Source organism: Denitraticella aggregata (assembly GCF_048158365.1).
Lineage (GTDB): Bacteria > Pseudomonadota > Gammaproteobacteria > Burkholderiales > Rhodocyclaceae > Azoarcus_F.
The window spans coordinates 92,584-116,989 of sequence record NZ_JBLLNL010000004.1 but is presented as its reverse complement, the minus strand read 5'-3'; the positions used below and the strand labels follow the sequence as shown (position 1 = coordinate 116,989).

At 67.1% G+C, this 24,406-nt stretch carries 23 protein-coding genes; 7 read left to right on the top strand and 16 right to left on the bottom strand.

What is annotated here, in order from left to right; all coding sequences use genetic code 11:
- Nucleotides 1-28 precede the first annotated feature (28 nt).
- From ACKVEX_RS07060 to flgB, 12 genes are all read right to left on the bottom strand, one after another.
- Nucleotides 29-478, bottom strand: coding sequence for a hypothetical protein (locus ACKVEX_RS07060; RefSeq protein WP_473214998.1), 450 nt, complete (start codon nt 476-478; stop codon nt 29-31).
- Nucleotides 479-487: 9 nt separating this feature from the next.
- Nucleotides 488-1,684: a flagellar hook-associated protein FlgL gene (gene flgL, locus ACKVEX_RS07055; protein ID WP_473214997.1), complete on the bottom strand. Its 1,197-nt coding sequence runs from the start codon at nt 1,682-1,684 to the stop codon at nt 488-490.
- Nucleotides 1,685-1,698: 14 nt separating this feature from the next.
- On the bottom strand, nt 1,699-3,693 hold the full coding sequence (gene flgK / locus ACKVEX_RS07050) for a flagellar hook-associated protein FlgK (protein ID WP_473214996.1): 1,995 nt from the start codon (nt 3,691-3,693) through the stop codon (nt 1,699-1,701).
- A gap of 77 nt (nt 3,694-3,770) precedes the next feature.
- Nucleotides 3,771-4,835 carry a flagellar assembly peptidoglycan hydrolase FlgJ gene (flgJ, locus tag ACKVEX_RS07045; RefSeq protein ID WP_473214995.1) on the bottom strand — a complete coding sequence of 355 codons (1,065 nt, stop codon included), beginning with the start codon at nt 4,833-4,835 and terminating at the stop codon, nt 3,771-3,773.
- A 2-nt stretch (nt 4,836-4,837) separates the two neighbouring features.
- Nucleotides 4,838-5,908, bottom strand: a complete 1,071-nt coding sequence (locus ACKVEX_RS07040; RefSeq protein WP_473215118.1) for a flagellar basal body P-ring protein FlgI — start codon at nt 5,906-5,908, stop codon at nt 4,838-4,840.
- Nucleotides 5,909-5,965: 57 nt separating this feature from the next.
- The gene (locus tag ACKVEX_RS07035) at nt 5,966-6,652 is read right to left on the bottom strand and encodes a flagellar basal body L-ring protein FlgH (RefSeq protein ID WP_473214994.1); all 687 of its coding nucleotides are present in this window, start codon (nt 6,650-6,652) and stop codon (nt 5,966-5,968) included.
- Between the two features lie 10 nt (nt 6,653-6,662).
- Nucleotides 6,663-7,445, bottom strand: coding sequence for a flagellar basal-body rod protein FlgG (gene flgG / locus ACKVEX_RS07030; RefSeq protein ID WP_473214993.1), 783 nt, complete (start codon nt 7,443-7,445; stop codon nt 6,663-6,665).
- A 127-nt stretch (nt 7,446-7,572) separates the two neighbouring features.
- The gene (gene flgF / locus ACKVEX_RS07025; RefSeq protein ID WP_473214992.1) at nt 7,573-8,310 is read right to left on the bottom strand and encodes a flagellar basal-body rod protein FlgF; all 738 of its coding nucleotides are present in this window, start codon (nt 8,308-8,310) and stop codon (nt 7,573-7,575) included.
- Nucleotides 8,311-8,335: 25 nt separating this feature from the next.
- A complete protein-coding gene (gene flgE, locus ACKVEX_RS07020; RefSeq protein WP_473214991.1) occupies nt 8,336-9,613 on the bottom strand; it encodes a flagellar hook protein FlgE in 1,278 nt (425 codons plus the stop codon).
- Between the two features lie 15 nt (nt 9,614-9,628).
- Nucleotides 9,629-10,291: a flagellar hook assembly protein FlgD gene (locus tag ACKVEX_RS07015; protein ID WP_473214990.1), complete on the bottom strand. Its 663-nt coding sequence runs from the start codon at nt 10,289-10,291 to the stop codon at nt 9,629-9,631.
- A gap of 37 nt (nt 10,292-10,328) precedes the next feature.
- Nucleotides 10,329-10,733, bottom strand: a complete 405-nt coding sequence (gene flgC, locus ACKVEX_RS07010; RefSeq protein WP_473214989.1) for a flagellar basal body rod protein FlgC — start codon at nt 10,731-10,733, stop codon at nt 10,329-10,331.
- A 14-nt stretch (nt 10,734-10,747) separates the two neighbouring features.
- Complete coding sequence (gene flgB / locus ACKVEX_RS07005; RefSeq protein ID WP_473214988.1) at nt 10,748-11,152, bottom strand: flagellar basal body rod protein FlgB; 405 nt, start codon at nt 11,150-11,152, stop codon at nt 10,748-10,750.
- A 527-nt stretch (nt 11,153-11,679) separates the two neighbouring features.
- On the opposite strand from flgB, the gene flgA reads away from it, so the two are divergent.
- The 7 genes from flgA (at nt 11,680) to parC (ending at nt 18,743) form a co-directional block, all read left to right on the top strand.
- Nucleotides 11,680-12,396 carry a flagellar basal body P-ring formation chaperone FlgA gene (gene flgA, locus ACKVEX_RS07000; RefSeq protein WP_473214987.1) on the top strand — a complete coding sequence of 239 codons (717 nt, stop codon included), beginning with the start codon at nt 11,680-11,682 and terminating at the stop codon, nt 12,394-12,396.
- 80 nt (nt 12,397-12,476) lie between these two features.
- Entirely contained in the window at nt 12,477-12,773 is a 297-nt protein-coding gene (gene flgM / locus ACKVEX_RS06995; RefSeq protein WP_473214986.1) for a flagellar biosynthesis anti-sigma factor FlgM, read from the top strand.
- Between the two features lie 2 nt (nt 12,774-12,775).
- On the top strand, nt 12,776-13,252 hold the full coding sequence (locus ACKVEX_RS06990) for a flagella synthesis protein FlgN (protein ID WP_473214985.1): 477 nt from the start codon (nt 12,776-12,778) through the stop codon (nt 13,250-13,252).
- Nucleotides 13,253-13,675: 423 nt separating this feature from the next.
- Nucleotides 13,676-15,649 (top strand): DNA topoisomerase IV subunit B, encoded by a 1,974-nt coding sequence (locus tag ACKVEX_RS06985; RefSeq protein WP_473214984.1) that lies wholly within the window; start codon nt 13,676-13,678, stop codon nt 15,647-15,649.
- 84 nt (nt 15,650-15,733) lie between these two features.
- Entirely contained in the window at nt 15,734-15,964 is a 231-nt protein-coding gene (locus ACKVEX_RS06980) for an antitoxin (protein WP_473214983.1), read from the top strand.
- 5 nt (nt 15,965-15,969) lie between these two features.
- Complete coding sequence (gene vapC, locus ACKVEX_RS06975) at nt 15,970-16,401, top strand: type II toxin-antitoxin system tRNA(fMet)-specific endonuclease VapC (RefSeq protein ID WP_473215117.1); 432 nt, start codon at nt 15,970-15,972, stop codon at nt 16,399-16,401.
- On the top strand, nt 16,398-18,743 hold the full coding sequence (gene parC, locus ACKVEX_RS06970) for a DNA topoisomerase IV subunit A (protein WP_473214982.1): 2,346 nt from the start codon (nt 16,398-16,400) through the stop codon (nt 18,741-18,743). The genes vapC and parC overlap by 4 nt, the downstream gene beginning before the upstream one ends.
- A 162-nt stretch (nt 18,744-18,905) precedes the next feature.
- Here the strand turns inward: parC and ACKVEX_RS06965 are convergent, their stop codons facing one another.
- The 4 genes from ACKVEX_RS06965 to flhA form a co-directional block, all read right to left on the bottom strand.
- Entirely contained in the window at nt 18,906-19,670 is a 765-nt protein-coding gene (locus tag ACKVEX_RS06965) for an RNA polymerase sigma factor FliA (protein WP_473214981.1), read from the bottom strand.
- A 123-nt stretch (nt 19,671-19,793) separates the two neighbouring features.
- Nucleotides 19,794-20,597: a MinD/ParA family ATP-binding protein gene (locus tag ACKVEX_RS06960; protein ID WP_473214980.1), complete on the bottom strand. Its 804-nt coding sequence runs from the start codon at nt 20,595-20,597 to the stop codon at nt 19,794-19,796.
- 1 nt (nt 20,598) lies between these two features.
- Nucleotides 20,599-22,128, bottom strand: a complete 1,530-nt coding sequence (flhF, locus tag ACKVEX_RS06955; RefSeq protein WP_473214979.1) for a flagellar biosynthesis protein FlhF — start codon at nt 22,126-22,128, stop codon at nt 20,599-20,601.
- Between the two features lie 161 nt (nt 22,129-22,289).
- Complete coding sequence (gene flhA, locus ACKVEX_RS06950) at nt 22,290-24,386, bottom strand: flagellar biosynthesis protein FlhA (protein ID WP_473214978.1); 2,097 nt, start codon at nt 24,384-24,386, stop codon at nt 22,290-22,292.
- Between the last annotated feature and the right edge of the window lie 20 nt (nt 24,387-24,406).

Genomic DNA, 24,406 nt, shown 5'->3' with positions numbered 1-24,406 from the left:
GCGATGCGGCTAGTGCGCCTTGGCGGAATCACATGCCCGGAAAGATCTGCGAGCGCGACAATCTGATCTCGCCGCTGGCGAAGCGCCGCGCGAACGGCCGCGTCGAGTCGATGCCCTCCTCATAGCGCAGGATCTCGTATCCGGCGAAACCGCCGTCCCCGACGATCTTCTCGACGGTGCGATCGAAGATCCGACGTGCCTCGCCCTCCCCGCCGGTCACCAGGCGCTTCATCTGCATGTCCAGGCGCAGCCGGTTTTCATCGAGCTCGGTCACCGTCATGCGCCAGGTCGGCGCGAGCGGATCGTAGATCGCGTAGGCGATCAGCGCCCCGGCATAGTATTCGGCGCCGAGGTAGTCGGTTTCGGAAGCCATGCGGTAGGTGCCGACCGCCCCGGCCACCGGACCGCCATAGTCCTGCAGCAGCGTGCACCCGACGCCGAGCGGCAGGCTGGCGATGATGACGAGGCGACGCCACATGATCCGTCCTCAGTTGATGAAGTTGAACAGCGACAGGCCGGTGACCCGCACGAACGACGCCTGTGCAGCCTCCAGAAAGGCCTGCTGCCGGGTCAGGCGCGAGATCGCCTCGGCCATGTCGACGTCCTGAAGTCTTGACAGCGTCTGTGCGAACTGCACGTCCAGATCACCGCCAACGTTCCTGAGGTTGTCTACCTCGACCAGTTGCGAGCCGATCTGCGCGCGCACGCGCAGCACGTTGTCCAGACCCGCATCCAGGGTCTTCAGCGCGAAGTCCACCGCCCCGCCCGCCATGCCGCTGGGCCCCGGCCGTTCGAGCGCGTCTATGAACACGGCGACGTTCTCGAACAGGCTGCCGGACGCGACGAACACCTCGAATGACTCGCCGGCGACAGGCACGCCGCCGAGCTCGAAGTTCATCCCATCGAACGCGACTTGGGCAGGCGGTCCGGCCGAGTAGGCGATATCGGCCGCATCGACCGGTTCGGGCGGGCGCCCGGGATACAGCCGGGTCACGTCGAACACCGTCGGATCCGCCGTCGCGGTGACCACGTAGCGAAGCCCGTCGTTGACCGGTGCGCCGCCCATCGGACTCAGTGTCGCGATCCCGGCGGTCTCGCCGACCGTCACGCGCGATCCAGCCGAGGCGCCGGTCGCGAAGATGTCAGACCCCGGCAGACTGACGGGCATGAAGCGCGACGCAGAGACCTGCATCGTGCGTGTGCCCTGATCGCCCTGATAGCTGACATCGCCGAACCCGCCCTCGAACGGACGGGTCTGCGACTTGTAGCCCGCGAACAGGTATTCACTGTTCGCATCCTGGCTGTTCGCCAGCGCGAGCATCGCATCGAACTGCGCGCGCAGGTCGCTCGCGATGAAGGCCAGTTCGTCTGGCGACAGGGATGCGTTGCCGGCCTGTATCGAGCGCTCGCGCACGTACTGCAGTACGTCGCCGACACCGACCAGGCGGTTCTCGAACAGACGCAGGTTGTCTTCCGCATAGCCCTGGTTGGTCATGAACTGCGTGTTGATCGCCCGGGACTGATTCACTTCGAGCGCGCGCGCCGCACCGATGGGATCGTCCGCAGGCGTCAGGATGCGGCGCCCGGTCGCAACCTGCTGCTGCGTCTGGATCAGTTCGGCGGTCTGTCGCTGAATCGTCGCGACACCCTTCTCGTAGATCATGTTGCTGGACACGCGCATCATCTTCCCATACTCCGTTATCGGGCGATCGAGAGCAGTTCGTCGAACAACCGCTGCGCGATCGCCATCACCCGTCCCGAGGCCTGATAAGCCTGCTGGTAGCGTATGAGGTTGGCGGCCTCCTCATCGAGGTTCACGCCCGATAAGGCATCGCGCGCATCGCGCGCTTGCCGAAGCAGCGTTGTCTGGGCCTGTTCGCCGACCTGCACCTCGCGGGTCTTGTTGCCGACCCCCGACACGAGCTGCGCATACGCCGACTGCAGGGACGCCGTCGGCTCGCCGCCGGCCGAGAACAGAACGCGCGCGGTCTGCAGCGTGCCGAGCAGCACCGCGTTGCGGTTGTCGGCAACGCCCCTGTCGCTGGCCGCGAACGCGAATACGTCACCATCCGCAGTCGCGCCGGCGAGCCGGAAGTCGAAGGTCTCTGCCTGCTCGCTTCCACTCCAGTAAAGCACGGAGAACGACTTGCCCGTGCCCTCCGTGGCCGGATCATAGCCCGCATCGGCGAGATAGAAACCCGGCGCAGGCAGCGCACCCGGATCGACCGGGTCGGGCAGCACCGACAAGCCGGTGAGTGTGTTGCTCGCGGCGTCGAACCGCAGTGTGAAGGGCGGAAAGAACGGGTCGCTCGCCGTCGTCTGCATGCCCTCTACCGACCGGACCACGATGTCGCTGACCCGGCCGGTCCCGGCGTTGTCGAGCGGCACCGTCACTGCCACCGGGTTGCCGGCGGCGATGCTGCGTACGTCGGTCAGGGCGACCGCGATGTCACGCGCGGCGAAGCGCGTGGGCTGGATCAGCGCGCTGTCGCCCGCAGCGACCAGCGTCAGCGAATCCAGCCGCAGTCCATCGACAACGTCCCCCTGAGTGACGCCAGTGAAGCGCTGTCCGTCGGACAGCCGCACCAGGTCGTAGCTCGCGCCATCGAACTCCAGCCGGTAATCGCTGCCGGTCAGCGCCCCGATGGATGAAGCGTCGACCGACACCGCAGCGCCATCGGTCGGACGCACGACCACCGACGGACTCCTGAAGAAATCCGCGCCCAGCACGCCATTGAGATCCTGGCCCAGCCGATGCTGCGCATTGAAGGTCTCGGCCAGCGCCAGCGCGATCAGACCCAGCTGGTTCTGGGCCGTATCGAGGGAATCGCGGCGGAAGTCGAGCAGCCCGCCCAGCTGTCCCCCGGTCAGCAGTCTTTCGGGTATCGGAATGGCTTGCCCGCCGGGTGCCAGCAACGCGACCGTCAGCCGGGTCGGATCGTCTCCGTCCGGCACCGCTGCGAGTGTGGTCACCTGCTGGCCCAGGACCAGCGCCTGCCCGGAGCCGATGAACACGCTCAACGAACCGTCGCGCTCGGTCACCGTCGTGGTCCTGATGTACCGGTTCAGTTCGGCGACGAGCTGATTGCGCTGATCGAGCAGATCGTTGGCCGGCACCGCGGGGCCGGCCGACTGCGCCCTCAGGATCTGCTGGTTCAGTTCGGCGATGCTTGCGGCGTAGTTGTTGATCAGCTCGACCGAATCAGCGATCTCGCCCTCCGCCCCGGCACGGATCTCGGTCAGCCGGGCGTCCATGCCCTGCAGGCGGCCGACAAGGGACTCGGCGCTCGACAGCAGGGCCTGCCGTGCCGCGACATTGGTCGGATTGGCCGCGACTTCCTGCACACCGGCGAAGAATGCCTGCAGCGTGGGCGCGAGCCCTGCGGACGGATCCGCAAGCAAATTATTGATCTGCCCGATCTGCGCAGCGTAGGTCGCGAACTCCGATCGCCGGTTGTCTGCCGACAGCACCTGGTTCTCGAGAAGCTGGCTGTACTGCCGGGTCACACCGGCAATACGCGTGCCCTGCCCGAAGAAACCGACGCCGGTGAACATCGGATCGTTGGTGCTCTGCACCACGCCCTGGCGGTTGAAACCGGGCGTGCCCGCATTCGCGATGTTGTGCGACGTGGTGTTGAGCTGCAGCTGAGCAGCGTTCAGGCCCGTCAATCCGATGTTGAGCATGCCGGCCATGGTCGGTCCTCGATTGCAGTATGAATGAGGCTCAGCAAGTTCCTTGCCAATTCATCGCAACACGACGCCCGCCGCGATCAGCCTTCCAGCGCGGCACGCAGCGTCGGGCCCCCGATGATGCGGGTCAGCTTGTCGGCATAGTGCGGATCGGTCGCATAGCCCGCGTCCTGCAGGCCCTGCGCGAATGCGGCCGCATCCCGCTGGCCGATCACACCGGCGTAACGAGCGCTGTCGCGCATCAGGCCGACGTAATCGCGGAAGGCTTCATCGTAGGATCCGTAGGCGCGAAAACGCGCATTCTCGGTGTAAGCGCGCCCGTTGGCGTACTCGGTCACCGGCATCTCCACGACCGGCCCGGTCCAGTTGCGGCCGGCCTTGATGTTGAACAGGTTGTAGCTGGGCGAACCGTCTGGCCTGCGCAGTTCCGCCCGGCCCCAGCCGGTTTCCAGCGCAGCCTGCGCGACCATGAACTGCGCGGGCACGCCGAGCGCCTGACCGGCATCGCGTGCATGGGACCAGACCCGGCTGACGAAATCCTTGACGCGCTCGGGGATGGACCGGTGCTGAGCGTCCTCCGCACGTGCGACGACAGTCCCCTGCGCACGAGCGTCGACCGCTCCACCGACCGACCCGCCTGTTGCGACCGGCGACCGGGTCAGTAACGCGAGCGCCGGGTCCTGCACGCCGAAACCGGGACGACCGGCAAGGCTGGCCGCCTGTTCGGCAGCGTTTTCCGCCAGGCGACGGCTCACGGCAGAAATTGCCGCACGACGCGGCACGTTGGCAAGGTCGAACGCTCGCCTGCCGTCGGCACCGGCGTGCGGCATCGCCCGCGCGCCAGGGTCTTCCCCACCGAGCTGGCGGAAGATCACGTCGGCCAGCCCCACGCCGCGCCCCTGCGCCATGTGCATCGCCATCTGCTGATCCTGCAGTGACTGGAACATGCGGGTCTGGTCGCTATCGAACAGTCCGTTCTGCGGCGTCGCGTCGCGCATCGCCTTCAGCGCCATCTGAAGGAACATGGCCTCGAACTGCTCGGCGGTCGCGCGCAGGCCCTGCTGTGAATTGCCCTCGCGCGCCAGACGCTTCAGGTCACCGAAGGCGTTCGGGTCCATCACGTTGAGCTGGTTCAGCGCAACCATGATCAGATCACCTCGAGTTCGGCTCTCAGTGCGCCCGCCGCGCGCATGGCCTGCAGAATGCTGACCAGGTCCATCGGCGTCGCCCCGAAAGCGTTCAGTGCATTGACCACGTCGGCCAGGCTCGCGCTGGCCGGCACGTTGATGAGGCTGGCCTGCGGCATGTCGATGTCGATCTCGGCGTCCTGGGTCACCACGGTCTGGCCGCGGGCGAACGGCTGCGGCTGACTGACCGCGGTGTCCACCCCGATGGTCACCGTCAGGTTGCCGTGCGCGACCGCCGCATTCTGCAGCGTGACGCGCTGGTTCATGACCACCGATCCGGTGCGTGAATTGACGATGACCCGGGCCGTCTGCTGCTCCGTGATGATCGAAAGATTCTCGAGTCGGCCGAGGAAGGCCACCCGATCGCTGGTATCGAGCGGCGCCCGGACCTGTATCGTGCGTCCATCCAGAGCCTGCGCGACGCCGCTGGCAGTGGCCCGATTGATCGCATCCACCACCCGCCCGGCGTTGCCGAAATCCGTGTCCTTGAGCTCTATCGTCACGAACTCGCCCTGTCCGAGCGAACTCGGCACACTGCGTTCGACCGTGGCCCCCCCCGGGATCCTGCCCGCCGCCAGATGATTGACCTGAGTGGACGACCCACCGGCCGACGCCCCCACCCCGCCGACCAGCATGTTGCCCTGCGCCATCGCATAGATCTGGCCATCGGCCCCCTTCAGCGGCGTCATCACCAGCGTGCCGCCGCGCAGGCTCTTGGCATTGCCGATCGACGACACGGTCACGTCGATCTGCTGTCCCGGCCGCGCAAACGCTGGCAGACTGGCGGTCACCATCACCGCCGCGACGTTCTTCAGTTGCAGCCGGGTGCCCGGCGGCAGCGCCACACCCATATTGCCTAGCATGTTGATGATGCTCTGCACCGTAAACGGTGTCTGCGTGGTCTGGTCGCCGCTGTTGTCCAGACCGATCACGATCCCGTAGCCGACGAGCTGGTTGTCGCGCACACCGGCGATCGAGGCGATGTCCTTCAGGCGTTCGGCGGCCATCGGGCCGGAAGCGATCAGCAGCATGCTCGTCACGAGCAGGATCCGGATCAGGCAGGAACGGGTCGTCATCATCGGTCTCCGTCAGAACGGCAGCAGCGCGACGAAGAAGCGCTGCAGCCAGCCCATGCGCTGCGACTCGTCGATGTAGCCGCTGCCCTTGTACTCGATGCGCGCATCGGCCACCTGCGTCGATTGCACCGTATTGGCTGCCGTCACCGTCTCGGGATTGATGACGCCGGAGAAGCGGATGAACTCGTCGCCCTGGTTGATCGCGACCTGTTTCTCGCCGGACACGAGCAGATTGCCGTTGGGCAGGACCTCGATGACGGTCACCGTGATCGTGCCGTTGAACGCGTTGTTCGCGGCCGACGCTCCACTGCCGTTGAAGCTCGAGTCGGCACCCGCCTCCACGTTCAGACCCACCAGGCCGGACAGCGGGACGCGGGACAGCGACGTGATGCCCCCCGATATGTTCGAACCCCGACTCGCATTCGCGTTGGAGGCCTTCCGCGCATTGTTGCGTTCGACCAGGTTGATGGTCAGCGTATCGCCGACGTAGCGCGCGCGCCGGTCCTCGAACAGCGGTCGCACCTGACCGGCTAGTTGCGCGGTCTGGAAGATCGCGCCGTTGGCGATCGGCGCCTGAACCTGCGACGCGGGCCGCGCCGTCATCGGCTGATGGACCGCGGTCGGCGGCGTCGAGTAGATCGCCGCACAACCGGACAGCGACACCAGTGCGACGACTGGCAGTATTCGGATCAACAGCATCGGAATCACCTCACAGCTGGGTCAGCCGGGCGAGCATCTGGTCCGACGTCGACACCACCCGCGAATTGATCTCGTACGCACGCTGGGTCACGATCAGGTTGACCAGCTCCTCGGCGACGTTGACGTTCGAGGTTTCGACATAGCCCTGATTGATGACACCCGCTCCGTCGAAACCGGGCTCGCTCGGCGTCGGGACACCGCTGGAGGCGGTTTCGAAGAACAGATTCTCTCCGGCCGCCTGCAGGCCGGCCGGATTGATGAAGGTCGCGAGCTGGATCGCTCCGACCTGGATCGGCTCGACCTGACCGGCCTGCAGCACCGTGACGGTGCCGTCCTTTCCGATCGTGATGCTCAGTGCATCGGGCGGTATGTTGATGTTGTCGGTCAGCGTATAGCCACTGGCGGTGACCATGTTACCTTCGTTGTCGAGCTGGAACGAACCATCCCGCGTGTAGGCGATCGTGCCGTCGGGCTGCTCGATCTGGAAGAAACCGTTGCCCTGAATAGCCAGGTCCAGCGCATTGCCCGTCTGCTGCAGACTGCCCTGAGTATAGATCCGCTCGGTCGCGACCGGACGTACGCCGGTGCCGATCTGCAGACCGCTGGAAATCTGGTTGAGCTGGGTCTGCTGCGCACCGGGCTGACGAATCGTCTGGTAGAGCAGATCCTCGAACACGGCGCGCGCGCGCTTGAACCCATTGGTCGAGACGTTGGCGAGATTGTTGGAAATGACGTCCAGCTGGGTCTGCTGGGCATCGAGGCCTGTTCTGGCGGTCCATAACGAGCGAATCATGTCGAACTCCTGTGCCGGAAGACGGGACTGCGGGTACGCATCTCCACTCTAAGGCGGTACCAGCCGGCGCGATCGCCCGAACAGCCCCGCGAATCCCGTCCAAATCGGCCGAACATCCTGGTCGACCTCAACTTCTGCTCAGAATCTGCGCCGCCGCACGATCGTTGGTTTCGGCGTTCTGCAGCAGCCGGGTCTGCATCTCGAACTGGCGCGCAAGCGAGATCATCGTGACCATCTGGTCCACGACGCTGACGTTGCTCCCCTCCAGGAACCCCTGGGCCAGTTGCACGCCCTCGTCGGCCGGCGCGACCTGCCCGTCGCGGCGACGGAACAGACCGTCCTCGCCACGGACCAGATCCTGTTCGGGCGGATCGACCAGCTTCAGTCGCGCGACGATGGCAATCTCCGTCTCCTCGCCCGGCAGGAAGGCCGAGATCGAACCGTCGCGTCCGATCGTGATCTCGTTGTTCGGCGGCAGCGTGATCGGCCCTTCCGCCCCCAGAAGCGGACGACCGTCCCGCGTCTGCAGCACGCCATTCGGGCTGATCTCGAGACTGCCATCGCGCGTGTAGGCTTCGGATCCGTCCGGCATGCGCACCGTCAGCCAGCCCTTCCCTTCGATCGCGACGTCCTGGGAACGGCCGGTGAATTGCAGCCTGCCGGGCGTAAAGTCGGTCGCGACGTTGGCATCGACGACGAAGGCACGCGTGGCGTGTGCGGCGGTCTGCACCTCGACCGCGCGCAACTTGTTCATTTCCGCACGAAACCCGGTGGTCGTGGCATTGGCGATATTGTTCGCGACCGTGCCCTGCTGTCCGAGCGTGTGCTTGGCCCCGGTCATCGCGGTATAGATCAGGCGATCCATGGCGTGGCTCCTTGCCCGTCAGCGCTCAGCGCAGGTTCACCAGCGTCTGCAGGATCTGGTCCTGTGCCCGGATCGACTGAGCATTGGCCTGATAGTTACGCTGCTGCACGATCAGGTTCACGAGTTCCTGGGTCAGATCGACATTCGACTCCTCCACCGTCCCGGCGCTGAGCACGCCGAGCACTCCGGTTCCGGGCGAGCCGATGGTCGGTTGCCCCGAGTTCGGCGACTCCCCCCACAGGTTGTTGCCGAGCGAGATCAGACCGTTCGGACTCTGGAAGTTGGCCAGCACGATCCTGCCGATGTCCCGCGTCTGACCGTTGCTGAAGCGTCCCTGCACGATGCCGTCCGAATTGGTCACGATGCCGGTCAGCTGGCCGGTCGTGAAACCATCCTGCGTCAAGGCCGTGACCGAGAACGGACTACCGAACTGCGTGACCTTCTGCAGATCGATGGGGAACTGCAGGTTCTCCGCACCGTTGTCCAGCGCCCAGGCGAAGTCGAAGCTGGTGGGCTGCCCGGGCGCGATGACGCCCTGCGAATTGAAAGTCAGCGGCGCGCCGGCGGTGACCTCGACCGGCTCCTCGGCGTCCAGCCCGGCCCACACGGTCCACTCCAGACTGTCGGGCGGATCCGAACGGATGAAGTACAGCGTAAGCGAGTGCGGGTTGCCGAGGCTGTCGAACACGTTCAGCGACGTCGTCGCGTTGTAGCTCTCGACCGGAATCGCGGGGGCCAGCGTCGGGTCGAAGGCCGGACCGGGCGGGGTCAGCGTGGTCGGAAGCCGGTCCCTGGAGTCTAGATTGGCCGTGATCGACACCCCCGCCTGCGTCGCCCTCGGCGCGATGTTGGACGTATCGATCTGCAGCGTGTTCGGCGTACCCTCGAAGACCGACACGCCATTGACGATCGAGGACACCGGGAAGCCGGTGAGCCGGTCCCCGCTCGCACTGACGATGAATCCGTCGCGATCGATGTCGAACTGGCCGTTGCGCGTGTACGCAATCGAGCCGTCGGTGCGCTCGAGCCGGAAGAAGCCGTTGCCATTGATGGCCAGGTCGAGTGGGTTGTTCGACGTCGCGAGATTGCCCTGCGTGAAGGCCTGTCGGACACCATTGATGGTGCTGCCGATGCCGATCTGCAGTCCGGTGGAGGCACCGCTCAGTGCCGACGCGAACACGTCGGCGAACTGTGCGCTGGCCGACTTGAAGCCGACAGTACTCGCATTGGCGATGTTGTTGCTGGTGACGTCGAGCGATTTGGAGGATGAAGCCAGCCCGCTCAAACCTTGCTGGAAAGACATGGTCCGTGCTCCTGATCAGAGGATCTGTTTGATGTCGTTGAACTGGAAGATGCCAAGTGAGCCGACCTGCAGGTCCGCCCCGTGCGGGCCGCGCATCACGCCGGTGACCTGGCCGAATTCGAGGGCCCGGGAGGTGGTCTTTTCGCCGCCGGCCAGCGCCTCGACGGACACCGTGTACAAACCGTTGGCCGCGCGTTGGCCGTCGATCGCGGAACCATCCCACACGTAGTTGTGGCTGCCGGCGTCCAGTCCCTGCAGCTCGATCGACGCGACCTCCAGCCCGGCCGAATCGCGCACGCTCAGCTTCACGACGTCGGCCGGTCGATCGAGTTCGAAACCGCCCACGCCGCCCGCCTCGGTCAGGATCAGGCCCCTGCCCGGCACCAGCACGCCCCGCCCCACGAGGGCAGCGGCATTCAGGGTCTCGGCTGACTCCTGCGCATTCAGAAACTTCTGGAACATCGCATTCAGCCGCTCGATGCCGTCCACGGTGCTCATCTGCGCGAGCTGCGACGTGACCTCGGCGTTTTCCATTGGATTCATGGGATCCTGGTTGCGCAACTGGGTCGTGAGCAGCGTCAGGAAACGCGTCTGCGCATCCTCGTTCACGCTCTTGTTGACCGGCTCGTTGCGGCCCAGGCTCGCCAGTACGCTCTTGGTTTGCTCGATCACGCTCATTTCAGGCTCCCGACGCCGTCACCACTGCCAGCCGCGCTCACTGGCCGATGGCCAGCGTGCGCTGCAACAGTGTCTTGGCGGTGTTCATGACTTCCACGTTGTTCTGGTACGCGCGCGACGCGGAGATCATATTCACCATCTCCTCGACCACGTTCACATTGGGCATCTCCACATAGCCCTCGGCATTGGCGGCAGGGCTGGCCGGTTCGTACACCAGCCGCATCGGCGCGGCGCTGTCGACCACCTGGGTCACGGTCACGCCCTGTGCGTTCGGACCCGCCACCGGCGTCGCAGCAAAGACCACCTGCTTGGCGCGGTAGGGCTGACCGTCCGCGCCAACGACGCTGTCGGCGTTGGCCAGATTGGATGCGGTCGTGTTCAGCCGCATCGACTGCGCATTGAGCGCCGAGCCGGCAATGTTGAAGACGTTGAACATGCTCATCGCCGCCTGCTCCCTCACTGACCGGAGATCGCGCGTTGCATGCCGCGCAGGATGCCGTTGATGAAGGTCACGCTCGCCTCGTAGTGGATCGAGTTCTCGGCGAACGCGGCGCGCTCGACATCCATGTTGACCGTATTGCCGTCCACGCTGGACTGCAGCTCGCGCCGGTAGCCGATGTGGCCCTGCAGCGGCCCGGTGGCCGCATCGGGCAGATGACCGGAGGACGTCCTGGCCAATGCCAGGGGGCCGAAGCGGTTGCCGAGCGCGCCCTGCAGCGCACTGCGAAAATCGATGTCACGGGCCTTGTAGTTCGGCGTGTCCGCGTTCGCGATGTTCGACGCGAGCAGTTGCTGGCGCTGCGCCTGAACGTTGAGCGCGGACTGGTGGAAACTCAATGCGTTGTCGATCAGGGCTTTCATGCTTAACCTCGAGTCTGTTGACCGCGTGCCGCACATGGCTGCGACCGGGTCGCTGTCAATGCACCCATTGCACCTTCCATGCCAGCCATGCTAGCCCCGTGCAAACAAGCCTCTGGTGCCGATTAAGCCGGAAATTCCCGGCCATTTCCGCCGCTTGCGTTGCCGCCCCGCCCCGCGCGTTGCCGATTCGCGGCAAAACTTGCCGGCGCGTGCGTTCGCATGCGCCGCGATTCGGACGCCCGGTCGCTTGTGCAGTGAAGTGCCCATCATGCAACTGATCCTGAGCGTGGCAACCAAAGGGCTCCTCCCCCTTCAAGGGGGAGGCTGGGAGGGGGATGGGTTGTTGTTGACGCTGCTCGGAACCCATCCCCACCCCAACCCTCCGCTTGAAGGGGAGGGAGTTGTGTAGCGCCAACTCAAATGCGGCTCAGCGTGCAGCACTACACTGGGAGACGTCATGGCAGACGAAACGATCGAACCCGACGACGAGGTTGCCCTCGCCACCCCTGCCGTGATGCAATCCGTCCATGCCCACGAAAAAACCGACCCGTCGTCGATCCATGCTCCGCCTGTGGTTCGTGGCGCTGATCGCGAGCGTCACGATTGCGCCGGCCTCGGCACAGCAACCCGCGGAACCGGTCCAGCAGGTCGCACGCGATTTTCTGGAACGCGAGACCGCGGGTCTGCCGGGCTATGTGGAGATCTCGCTGAGTCCGCTGGATCCGTCCAACCGCCTGCCGGTGTGCACGTCGCTGGAAGCCTTCTTCCCGGCCGGCATGCGCGCATGGGGCGCGGTCAGCGTAGGCGTGCGCTGCAATTCTCCGGTGGCCTGGTCGGTCTATCTGTCCGGGCGCGTGGCGGTCATGAACGAATACCTGGTCACCGCTCGACCGATCCGCCCCGGGCAGATCGTCGGTCCGGAGGACCTGAGGACCGAGTACGGCGACCTCGCGACCCAGCCATCCAGCGTGCTGACCGAGTTGTCACAGGCGATCGGTCATCATGCGCGTTATGCGGTCGCCGCCGGCAACACGGTGCGCGCGGACATGCTGCGCCTGCCGCCAGCGGTCCAGCAGGGGCAGTCGGTGAAGATCCTCGGCAGCGGACCGGGCTTCACCGTCACCAACGAGGGCCGGGCACTGAACCGCGCGGCCGACGGAGAACCGGTGCGGGTGCGACTGCCTAATGGACAGGTGGTGACCGGCACCGCGCGCAGCGGCGGCATCGTCGAGATCCGCTTCTGAAGCGGGCGTGACGGATTCGCTAAAGTTTCACGCGCACCTGCCGTAACATCAGTCAGAAAACCCTTGTCGGGAGCAGAACCGTGAAGATCGAAGGTGGCGTCAAGTCAGTCGGCAACCCGCTTGCCGGCGAGAACCGGTCCAGGGCCCAGTCCAACCCGCCGCAGCAACCCGGCGCGGAGGCCAAGGTCGAGCTGTCCGCGCTGTCGGCCAGCCTCAGCAAGGCCGACGCCGCGATCGCGTCCACGCCGGTCGTGGACCAGGCCCGTGTCGACGAGATTCGCCTGGCCATCAGCGAAGGCCGCTTCCAGGTCGACGCCAAGCGCGTCGCGGACGGGCTGATCGACAGCGTGCGCGACATGCTCGATCGGCGCTCCTGAGCATGTCCCTGCCGACCAACCTGCTTGCCCGCCTCGCGCATCTGATCGAGACCGAAGTCGGGATGATGCGCGCCTTCGTGGCCCTGCTCGTGCGCGAGGAGGCCTTGCTGATCGCCGGCGACACGGAGGGTCTGCTCAACCTGACCCGCGAAAAGACGGAGCTCTATCATCAGCTGCAGCGTCAGCACGACACCCGGGCGCAGTTGCTCGGACGGCAGGGTCTGGCGAACTCCGACGAGTCGGTCCGTGCATTGTGCGCATCGCTACCGGAAACGCTGGCCAACTGGGACACGATTCTGGAACTCGCCGGCGAAGCGCGCTCGCGCAACGACATCAACGGCAAACTGATCGTCGAACGCATGCAGCACAATCAGGCGGCGCTGTCGGTACTGCTCGCCGCCGCCGACCAGCCCCAGCTCTACGACGCGGCCGGCGTCGCGCGCCCGACCGGGCGTGGGCGGCATCTCGGCAGCGCCTGACCCCCTTCGAGAAAGCGCCAGTCCGCCTTTGATCTTCTGGTCCCCGACATCCGTCGGTCGGCACAGGCTGTCCGCGAGCGCCAGCAATCGCATGAACACGGCACGGCGTAGCGGTCCGGGGAGCGGGGCGGCCCGCGCGGCGACTCGGCCCGAGCGCATGCCGCTGTTGGCGCGCGTAGCGGCCGCGATCCCTGCTGTCTGAGCGCGAAGCGCGAGTTCAGGGATCGCAGCGAAGCGCGCCCTACAGCGGCAGCGCGAGCGGCCGTCGGAGCCGCGCGGGCCGCCCCGCTCCCCGGACCGCGGTTTCATGCTTCGTCCTTCCTGCGCTTGACCCGCCTCGGTCCGTGAAGGGATGCGAGTTCCGACCTCAGCGGGTATCCTTGTGCGCCGACCAAGAACACAACCCTCACGCAACGGACATCCATGACAGGCAAGCACTACGACGAATCCTCGTTCCGGGTCCTGAAGGGGCTGGAGCCGGTGCGCGAACGCCCGGGCATGTATACCCGCACCGACTCACCCGCCCACATCGTCCAGGAAGTCATCGACAACGCCGCCGACGAGGCGCTCGGCGGGTTCGCGAAGAAGATTCATGTGACGCTGCATCTGGACGGCTCGGTGACGATCGCCGACGACGGTCGCGGCATTCCGGTCGGGCTGCATGCCGAGGAAGGCGTGCCGGTGGTGGTGCTGGCCTATACCCGGCTCCATGCCGGCGGCAAGTTCGACAAGCGCGAGGGCAACAGCGCCTATGCGTTCTCGGGCGGCCTGCACGGCGTCGGCGTGGCGGTGACCAATGCGCTGTCGACCCGGGTCGAGGTCGAGGTGAAGCGCGAAGGCCGGATCCACCGGATCGACTTCAGCCATGGCGGCGAACAGATCGGGGCCCTGCGCGACGAGGGCGAATGCGGGCGCCAGTCGGGCACGCGCGTGCGGGTCTGGCCGGACCCGAAGTACTTCGACTCGCCGCGCGTGCCGACGCCGGAACTGGAGCGCCTGCTGCGCAGCAAGGCCGTGCTGCTGCCCGGCGTGTCGGTCAAGCTGGAGACCGAGCAGGCCAGCGGGCCGGCGCTGGTCAAGACCTGGACCTATCCCGAGGGCCTGTCAGGCTATCTGCGCGAGGTCTCCGGCGACCTGGAACCGGTCGCGCCGATCTACACCGGCGAAAGCTATGCCGGCAAGGACGACCCGAGCTTCGCAGCTGGCGAAGGTGCAGGCTGGGCGATCGGCTGGTTCGAGACCCCGGTCGCCGGTGAATCCTATGTCAACCTGATCCCGACCGTAGCCGGCGGCACGCACGAGTCCGGTCTGCGCGCCGGCGTGTTCGATGCGATCAAGGCCTTCATCGACCACCACACGCTGCTGCCGCGCGGCGTCAAGCTGCAGCAGGAGGACGTGTGCGGGCGCATGAGCTTCGTGCTGTCCGCGCGCCTGCTCGATCCGCAGTTCCAGGGCCAGGTCAAGGAGAAGCTGAACTCGCGCGAAGCGGTCAAGCTGGTCTCCAGCCACATCCGCGACCCGTTCGAGATCTGGCTGAACAACCATGTCGAGGCCGGCCGCGCGATCGCCGAACTGTCGATCCGGCAGGCGCTGGCGCGCCAGCGCAGCGCGCAGAAGGTCGAGAAGAAGAAGACCTCGGGCGTCGCGGTGTTGCCGGGCAAACTGTCCGACTGCGAGTCCGAGGACATCGCCGACAACGAACTCTTCCTGGTCGAGGGTGACTCCGCAGGCGGTTCGGCCAAGATGGCGCGCAACAAGGAGACCCAGGCCATTCTGCCGCTGCGCGGCAAGGTGCAGAACGCGTGGGAGGTCGATCCGAACCGGCTGCTCGCCAACGCCGAGATCCACGACATCGCGGTCGCGCTCGGCGTGGACGCGCACGAACTGGGCAGCGACCCGGATCTTTCCGGCCTGCGCTACGGCAAGGTCATCATCATGTCGGACGCGGACGTGGACGGCGCCCATATCCAGACGCTGTTGCTGACGCTGTTCTTCCGGCACTTCCCGAAACTGATCGAGCAGGGCCACATCTACGTCGCGCAGCCCCCGCTGTACCGGATCGACGTGCCCGCCCAGGGCAAGAAGCGCCCTGCCCGGCGCCTGTATGCGCTGGACGACGGGGAACTCGCCGCGATGCGCGATCGCTTCGAGGCCGAAGGCTTCAGGCCGGACGCGATCGAGATCGGCCGCTTCAAGGGCCTGGGCGAGATGAACCCGGAGCAGCTGCGCGAAACCACGATGGACCCGGCCACCCGGCGCGTGCAGCCGGTGCGCGTGCGACCGGACGCGATCGAGGACACCCTGCGCATGTTCACGCTGCTGATGGGCAAGGGCGAGGCGTCCGGCCGGCGGGCCTGGATGGAGGCCAAGGGCGACTCGGTCGAGGCGGATGTCTGATCTCGGGCAATCGATCGCGACGGATACCTACCAATGATATGCGGCGTGATATATACTCACGGTAGTCATCACCAGGAGACGCCCATGGACACCGCAAAACTCTTCGTCACGGGCCGCAGCCAGGCGGTACGTTTGCCCAAGGAATTCCGCTTCGATGGCGATGAGGTCTTCATCAAGCGCGTCGGCGATGCGGTCGTTCTGCTACCCCGTCACGGCTGGGGCACGCTGTTCGACGCGCTCGATCAGTTCGAACCCGGCTTCACCATGGAACGCGAACAGCTGACGCAAGCGGAGCGCGAGGAAATCCTGCCGTGAGGTGGATGCTCGACACGAACATCTGCATCTACCTGATCAACCGGCGTCCGGCGCATGTGCGCACACGCTTCGAACAACACCCGGTCGGCGATATCGGCATTTCTGTCGTCACTGCCTGCGAACTGGCCTTTGGCGTCGCGAAGAGTGGCTCGGCACGCAACCGGGCTGCGCTGGAGACCTTCTTGCTGCCACTCGAAATCGCCTCGTTCGATGACTCGGTGATCTGGCGCTATGCGCAACTCCGCGCAGACCTTCAACGCGCTGGCACACCGATTGGTGCGATGGATCTCCAGATTGCCGCTCACGCGTTGCAGCGAGGGTGCACACTGGTCACCAACAACACCCGTGAGTTCGCACGGGTACCCGGACTACCGCTCGAAGACTGGGCCCAACCTCTGCTGAACGAACCCCCTGCACCGTATCTTTCCGCCACATGACTACACACACACAAGGCCTCTTCGACTTCAGGCCCCCTCCCCCACCCGACGACCTGCCCCCCGCCGCCAACGGCTTCGACGACGCGCTGCCGCTGGACCAGTTCGCCGAGCGGGCCTATCTCGCCTATGCGATGAGCGTGGTGCGCTCGCGCGCGCTGCCGCAGGTCGAGGACGGGCTCAAGCCGGTGCAGCGCCGCATCCTGTATGCGATGAACGAGATGCGCCTGTCGGCCACGTCCAAGCACGTCAAGTCGGCACGCGTGGTCGGCGACGTGATCGGCAAGTACCATCCGCACGGCGACACGTCGGTGTACGACGCGATGGTGCGGGTCGCGCAGGACTTCTCGCTGCGCTATCCGCTGGTCGACGGCCAGGGCAACTTCGGTTCGCGCGACGGCGACTCGGCCGCCGCGATGCGTTACACCGAATGCCGGCTGACACCGATCGCCGAGCTGCTGCTGGCCGAGATCGACCGCGGCACCGTGGATTTCCTGCCCAACTACGACGGCGCCTTCCACGAGCCGCAGTTCCTGCCGGCGCGCCTGCCCTTCGTGCTGCTCAACGGCGCCTCCGGCATCGCGGTCGGCATGGCCACCGAGATCCCGCCGCACAACCTCACCGAAGTCGCCGAGGCGACCTGCCACCTGATCCGCAATCCGGACGCCGGCCTGGACGAGATCCTGCCGCTGCTGCCCGGCCCGGACTACCCGGGCGGCGGCCAGCTGATCTCTACGGCCGACGCGATCCGCGACGCGTACACGAGCGGGCGCGGATCCCTGCGGCTGCGCGCGCGCTGGCATGTCGAGGAGCTCGCGCGCGGCCAGTGGCGGGTCGTCATCGACCAACTGCCGCACGGCGTATCGACCGCGCAGGTACTGTCCGAGATCGAGGCGCTGACCAATCCGCAGCCGCGCGCCGGCAAGAAGGACGTGTCGCAGGAGCAGAAGAACCTGAAGCAGCTGGTGCTCGGCGTGCTCGACGTGGTGCGCGACGAGTCATCGGACAAGGCGCCGGTGCGCATCGTGCTCGAACCGCGCTCCAGCCGTCAGAGCCGCGACGAGTTCATGGCGGTACTGCTCGCGCACACCGCGCTGGAGACATCGGCCTCGATCAACATGACCATGATCGGTCGCGACGGCCGGCCGCAGCAGAAGAACCTGGTCCAGATCCTGCGCGAATGGATCGACTTCCGCTATGTGACGGTCGAGCGCCGCACCCGCCACCGGCTGTCCGAGGTGGACCGCCGCATCCACATCCTCGAAGGCCGCATGATCGCGTTCCTCAGCATCGAGGAAGTGATCCGCGTCATTCGCGAGTCGGACGAACCCAAGCCGGCGCTGATCGCCGCCTTCGGTCTCAGCGACGTGCAGGCCGAGGACATCCTCGAGATCCGGCTGCGCCAGCTGGCCCGCCTGGAAGGCTTCAGGATCGAGAAGGAACTGGCCGAACTGCGCGAGGAGCGCGAGGGCCTGCAGCACATCCTCGACAGCCGTGCCGCGATGACCCGGCTGATCCTGAAGGAGATCCGCGACGACGCGAAGAAGTTCGGCGACGCGCGCCGCACCGTCATCGAGACGGTCGCGCCGGTCGCGCCGGCCGAGATCAGCGTGCCGGACGAACCGGTCACCGTGATCCTGTCGCGCAATGGCTGGATCCGCACCCGCCAGGGCCATGGCATCGCCCCCGAGAGCGTCGCGTACAAGGCCGGCGACCATGCGTTCGCGGTCATCGAGACCCGCACGACCTGGCCGCTGGTCGTCATCGACACGCGCGGCCGCGCCTATACCGTGAAGGTCGCGGAGTTGCCCGGCGGTCGCGGCGACGGCGCCCCGATCACGACGCTGGCCGAGTTCCAGGACGGCGGCAAGCTCGCCCGCGTCGTGTCGGCCACGCCGGACAGCCAATGGCTGTTCGCCAGTTCGGGCGGCTACGGCTTCATCTGCGCGCTGGCCAATGCGACCAGCCGGCAGCGCGCCGGCAAGGCCTTCATGACGCTGGAAAAGGGCGAGAGGGTGCTGGAGCCCGCGCGCGCGAACGGCAACTGGATCGCCGCGGTGTCGGAGAAGGGGCGGATCCTGGTGTTCCCGCGCAGCGAGATGAAGGTGCAGGCGGGCGGACGCGGCGTGATCGTGATGGGGCTGGACGACGGCGAGGCGCTCGCCGCGGTCGCGGTGCCGGCCGACGACGCGACGCTGAAGGTCAGCGGCCTCGGGCGCGGCGGCAAGGCGGTCGAGCTGGAACTCAAGCCGGCACAGCGCGAAGGCCTGCGCCACCGCCGTGCCCGCAAGGGCGTCGCGCTCGCGCGCAGCATCAAGCCAGAGGGGTTATCGACTCGACAATGAGATGGGTGAGCCAGTGGCGCCCCCGGTTTCGCCCTCCCCTTCAAGGGGAGGGTTGGGGTGGGGATGGGGTGCGGCGGTGGTCGTCATGACCCATCCCCCTCCTGGCCTCCCCCTTGAAGGGGGAGGAATAGGTGGAGGATGTGGGATCCCGAACCGACCGCCTCAGGCCGAGCGCTTGGGCGGACGACCGCGACGCGGGGTGGCGGCGGGGGTGCCGGCGCCGTCGCGCATGCGCGCGCGTAGCCGCGCGACCGCCTGACTGTGCAGCTGGCATACGCGCGATTCGGATACGCCCAGCACCTCGCCGATCTCTCGAAGATTGAGCTCTTCGTCGTAGTACAGGCCCATCACGAGCTTCTCGCGCTCGGGCAGGTCGTCGATCGCACGCACCAGCGTACTGCGCATGTTCGCGTCCTCGAGCAGGCCCAGCGGATTGGCGTCCTCGTCGCCCAGGTGTCGCTCGAAGAAACCCTCGCCGTCTGATTCGGAGTAATCCTCGAAATAGACCAGCTGATGGCCACGTGCCTCCTGCAGCATGCGCTGGTATTCGGCGAGCGGCATGTCCAGCGATTCGGCGATGTCGGCCTCGGACGGCGCACGGCCCTGCTGCTGCTCGAGCGTCGTGATCGCGGTCTCGATGCGGCGCATGTCGCGGCGCACGCTGCGTGGCATCCAGTCTTCCTCGCGCAACCCGTCCAGCATCGCGCCGCGGATGCGTTGCACCGCATAGGTCTCGAACTGCGCGCCGAGGCCGTCCTCGTAGCGGCCGATCGCATCGAGCAGGCCGAGCATGCCGTTCTGGATGATGTCGTCCGCCTGCACGCTGGTGGGCAACCTGGCCATCAGGTGGTAGGCGATGCGCTTGACCAGCGGCGCGTAGGCTTCGACCAGATGTGCCTTGTCAAGATTGCCGTCGGAGTCGTACATCCATCTCGCCTGAATCTTCTTGCGGCCGGTGCGCCGAACCCCTCCATTATGCACGATGGAAGCGGAGCTGGGTTCAGCCGGAACGCGGCGGCCCTGAGGCGAATAGAGCATGGTCATGCCGCGCTACCCTGCCCCTCCCGGCTGAAGGTTCGAGTCCGACCGGCCGAGCCCCGCGAGCCTGCGCAGAAAGGCGGCCTCGGGCTCGCGCGGCGACGACGCGGCCGCGTCGCAGGCCAGGCCGGCGCTGAGGTTGTCGCGCTCGATCTCGCCCAGCCAGGCGAGCGGCACGCCGACATGGTTGCGCACCAGCTCGTCCAGCGTCGTGAAGAAGGCCGCCGCGTCGGCACGATCGCGCGCGCGCGACACCGCCACATGCATGGACCCGGCCCCGGCGGCCGCGAGCCGCTTGATGACCTGATAGGCCTCGGTCGCACCCGTGCGGCTCGCCTCGGCCACCAGCAGCCGACGCGGCGCAGCGAAGATGAACGGCGACGGATCCTCCGCCGCGTCGGCGCTCGAATGGATCAGCACGAAGCCGGCATGACGGTGCAGGCTGCGCAGCGCCTCGACCAGCCGTGCGCGCCTTTCATCGTCGAGCAGGGGCAACGCCAGCGCGGCGGCACCAACCGGCACCAGCCCGACCAGGCCCGGCACCGACTGGATCAGCTCCTGCGCCCGGAGCCTGCCGCCCAGCACGCCGAGCAGATCGGCGCCATCGGGCAGATCCAATACATGGGTCAGCGCATCGTCACCGGCCGCCTCGTCCAGCAGCAGCACCCGCTCGGCCTGACCGGCAATCCGGTACGCGGTCTGCACCGCGGTGGCTGCACGATGCGCGCCGGCCGCGTAGAGTGCCACCACCGTGGGCGGCGTGCGGCGGAACAGGCGGCGCAGGCCGGCCGCCTGGTCTTCCATCGAATCGATCATGTCAGCGCCCCTTTCCGCCCGCGGCCAGCATCAGCGCCGCCTCGTCGGCCTTCAACCGCCACGGCGAATCCTCGGGCTTCAGGCGCAGCGCGCGATGCATCAGGTAGCTGCGATTGGGCAGGTGCAGGTCTTCCGGCACGCGCTGGCCGTTGGTCACGTACAGCACCTCCAGCCCGTGTGTGATCGCGGCCCCGATCGCCGGGGCCAACGTGGCCGCCTCGTCCACCTTGGTCAGCACGCATCCGGCCAGATCCGGGCCGCGGTAGGCCTTGACCACGTCGTCCAGCGTGTCGCCGCGCGACGTCGCATTGAGCAGCAATACGCGGCGCACGTTGCCGGCCCCCGTCAGCATCGCGGCCTGCTGCGCGACCATGCGGTCGCGCTGGCTCATGCCGACCGTATCGATCAGCACCATGTGCTTGCCGCGCAGCTCGGCCAGCGTCTGGCGCAGATCGGCCGCATCGCGCACCGGAAACACCGGCACGCCGAGGATGCGTCCGTAGATGCGCAACTGCTCCTGCGCGCCGATGCGGTAGCCGTCGGTGGTGATCAGCGCGAGCTTCTCGGCGCCGTGACGCACGACGCAGCGCGCCGCGATCTTGGCGGTGGTCGTGGTCTTGCCGACCCCGGTGGGCCCGACCAGCGCATACACGCCGCCCTGGTCGATCAGGTCGGCGTCGGACGACATGGCGCGCAAGTCGCGCCCGAGCGCGGCACGCACCTGCTCGTGCGCTTCGTCGATCGAGGCCTGCTCGTCCACCGCCTCGGCCAGCTGGCGCGCGAGCACCGCCGAGAACCCCGCCTCCAGCAGCTCCCCGACGATCTGCGCGCGGGCTGGCGCGTTGCGGCGCGTCTCCCCCCATGCGAAGCCGGCGAGCTGGCGCTCGATCATGCCGCGTATGCCGGCAAGTTCGGTCATCAATTGGGTGTTGGTGTCCTGCAGCGCGCGGATCCGCTCGTCGTCGGCCGCGCGCTGGGCGGGGGCTGGCGCCGCGTCGGGCTCGCGCGACCGCGATTCGTGCGCGGGCGGTACATCGTCCACAGGCGGCCGGCCGGGCCGCGCCTGCGGCGCCGATGCGGCGATGCGCGGCGACATGCCGAAATCCATGCCCGCCAGATCATCGACCGGGTAGGCCCGCATGCCCATCGCGCCCGCAGCGGGTCGATCGATGCGCGGCGGCTCGAACGGGCGAATCGTCTGCGTGGCGGCGCGTGCCGTGCGCGCCGCATCCCCCGAATCGGGCGCCGGACGCGCGCGCGGCGACAGGCTCACCGTGTAGTCGTCGTCATGCGCCTGCGCCGCTCGCGACACGGCCGGCGTCGCAGGGTTCGCAGCGTCGGGTAGCGCGTCCCGGGCCGAGGCCCGCACACTGGCCTCGATCGCGCCGACCGCCTCGGCCGGTAGCGCGAGGATCTCGACGCCCCCCTCGACCGCGCGGTTGGACAACACGATCGCATCGGCGCCGAGTTCGGCCTTCAACGCGCGCAAGGCCTCGCGGGCGGTGGCGGCAAAGTAGCGTTTGACGTTCATCTGGTCTCTCCCGACAGCCTTCTGGGCAGCATGACTGCATTCTGCCTCGCATGCGCGGTGCCACCAGCATGGAATAAGCCGGGTTTTTCCGGTCTTTTCCTACCCTGGGCGGCTCCGCCCTGCCCCGCTCGGCCGCCGTCGCGCACGCGCACGGCCGGGAATCAGGCGCCCGCCCCGCCCACCATTGCGGACACCCGCACCGTGCGCGACTCGGGCACCTCGGCATTGGACAGCACCTTCAGCGTCGGCACCGCGCGGCGCAGGAAGCGCGACAGCAGCCAGCGCAGCTGTGGCGGCACCAGCAGCACCGGCGGCAGGCCGATGTCCTCCTGGCGCTGCGCGACCTCGGCGGTCTGACGTAGCAGGCCGTCGGCCAGGCCCGGTTCGATCGCGCCGCCGTCGCCGCCGGCGCTCATCGCCTGCAGCAGGATTCGCTCCAGCGTCGGCTCGAGCGCGATCACCTGCACCTCGGCGTCACCCGGGAACAGCGTCTGGATGATCGAGCGGCCCAGGCCCTGGCGCACCCGCGACGTGAGCTCCAGCGCATCCTGCGTGCGCGCACCATGCTCGGCCAGGATCTCGAGGATGGTGCGCATGTCGCGGATGCCCACCCCCTCCTCGAGCAGGTATTGCAGCACCCGCTGCACCACCGCGATCGGCAGCACGCCGGGCACCAGGTCCTCGACCAGCTTGGGCGCCTCCTTGCCGATATGGTCGAGCAGCGCCTGGGTCTCCTGCCGGCCGAGCAGTTCGCCCGCATGGCTCAGGATCAGATGGTTCAGATGGGTTGCGACCACGGTGCTGGCGTCCACCACCGTGTAGCCGAGCGCATGGGCCTGCTCGCGCTGGCCGGGTTCGATCCAGTAGGCCGGCAGGTTGAACGCCGGGTCGCGGGTCTCGCGGCCGGTCAGCGGACCGGTGACCCGCCCCGGGTCGATCGCGAGGAACTGTCCCGGGTAGGCCTCGCCGCTGCCGATCTCGACGCCCTTCAGCGCGATCCGGTATGCATTCGGTCGAAGCTCCAGGTTGTCGCGGATATGCACCGGCGCGGCGAGGAAACCCACGTCCTGCGCGAACTTGCGGCGCAGGCCGCGAATGCGCTTGAGCAGCTCGCCGTCCTGGCTCTTGTCCACCATCGGGATCAGCCGGTAGCCGACCTCCAGGCCCAGCACATCCACCGGCATCACGTCGTTCCAGCTCGCCTCCACCGCCTCGGCCGCGGGCTGCACCGGCGCCGCGACCTCGGCCGCGGCCTGTTCGGCGGTGGCCGCACGCAAAATCTGCTGGCGCCGGTTCCACGCGAGCGCGAACAGCGCCCCGGAGATCAGGATGAACACGAAGTTGGGCATGCCCGGGATCAGCCCGAGCACGCCGATGATGCCGCCGGTCAGCATCATCACCTGCGGGTTGGAGAAGACCTGGTTCAGCACCAGCCCGCCGACGTCGCCCTCGTCGCCGACCCGCGACACCACCAGGCCGGCCGCGACCGAGATGATCAGCGCCGGAATCTGCGCGACCAGGCCGTCGCCGATGGTCAGCAGCGTATAGGTCTCGACCGCCTCGCCCATCGCCATGCCGTGCTGGGTCGTGCCGACCACCAGCCCGCCGATGATGTTGATCAGAAGGATCAGGATGCCGGCTACCGCGTCGCCGCGCACGAACTTGGACGCACCGTCCATCGCGCCGTAGAAGTCCGACTCCTGCGACACCTCCTTGCGGCGCCGCTTGGCCTCGTTCTCGTCGATCAGGCCGGCGTTCAGGTCCGCGTCGATCGCCATCTGCTTGCCCGGCATCGCATCCAGCGTGAAGCGCGCGCTGACCTCGGCGATGCGTCCGGCGCCCTTGGTGATCACGACGAAGTTGATCAGCACCAGGATGCCGAACACGACCAGGCCGATCGCGGTGTTGCCACCGACCAGGAAGTAGCCGAAGGCCTCAATGACCTTGCCGGCCGCGTCCGTGCCGGTATGGCCCTCGAGCAGCACGATCCGGGTCGAGGCGACGTTGAGCGCGAGGCGCAGCAGCGTGGTGACCAGCAGCACGGTCGGGAACACCGAGAAGTCCAGCGGCTTCCGGGTGTACATCGCGACCAGCATCACCATGACCGCGAGCGAGATGTTGAAGGTGAAGAACAGGTCGAGCGCGAACGCCGGCAGCGGCAGCACCATCATCGACAGGATCATGATGATGAAGATCGGCGCCCCGAGCAGCCGCAGATTGGTCGGGGTCAGCAAGGCCCTGAGGTTCAGCGCCTCCATTATCCGGTCACCCCGCCCGT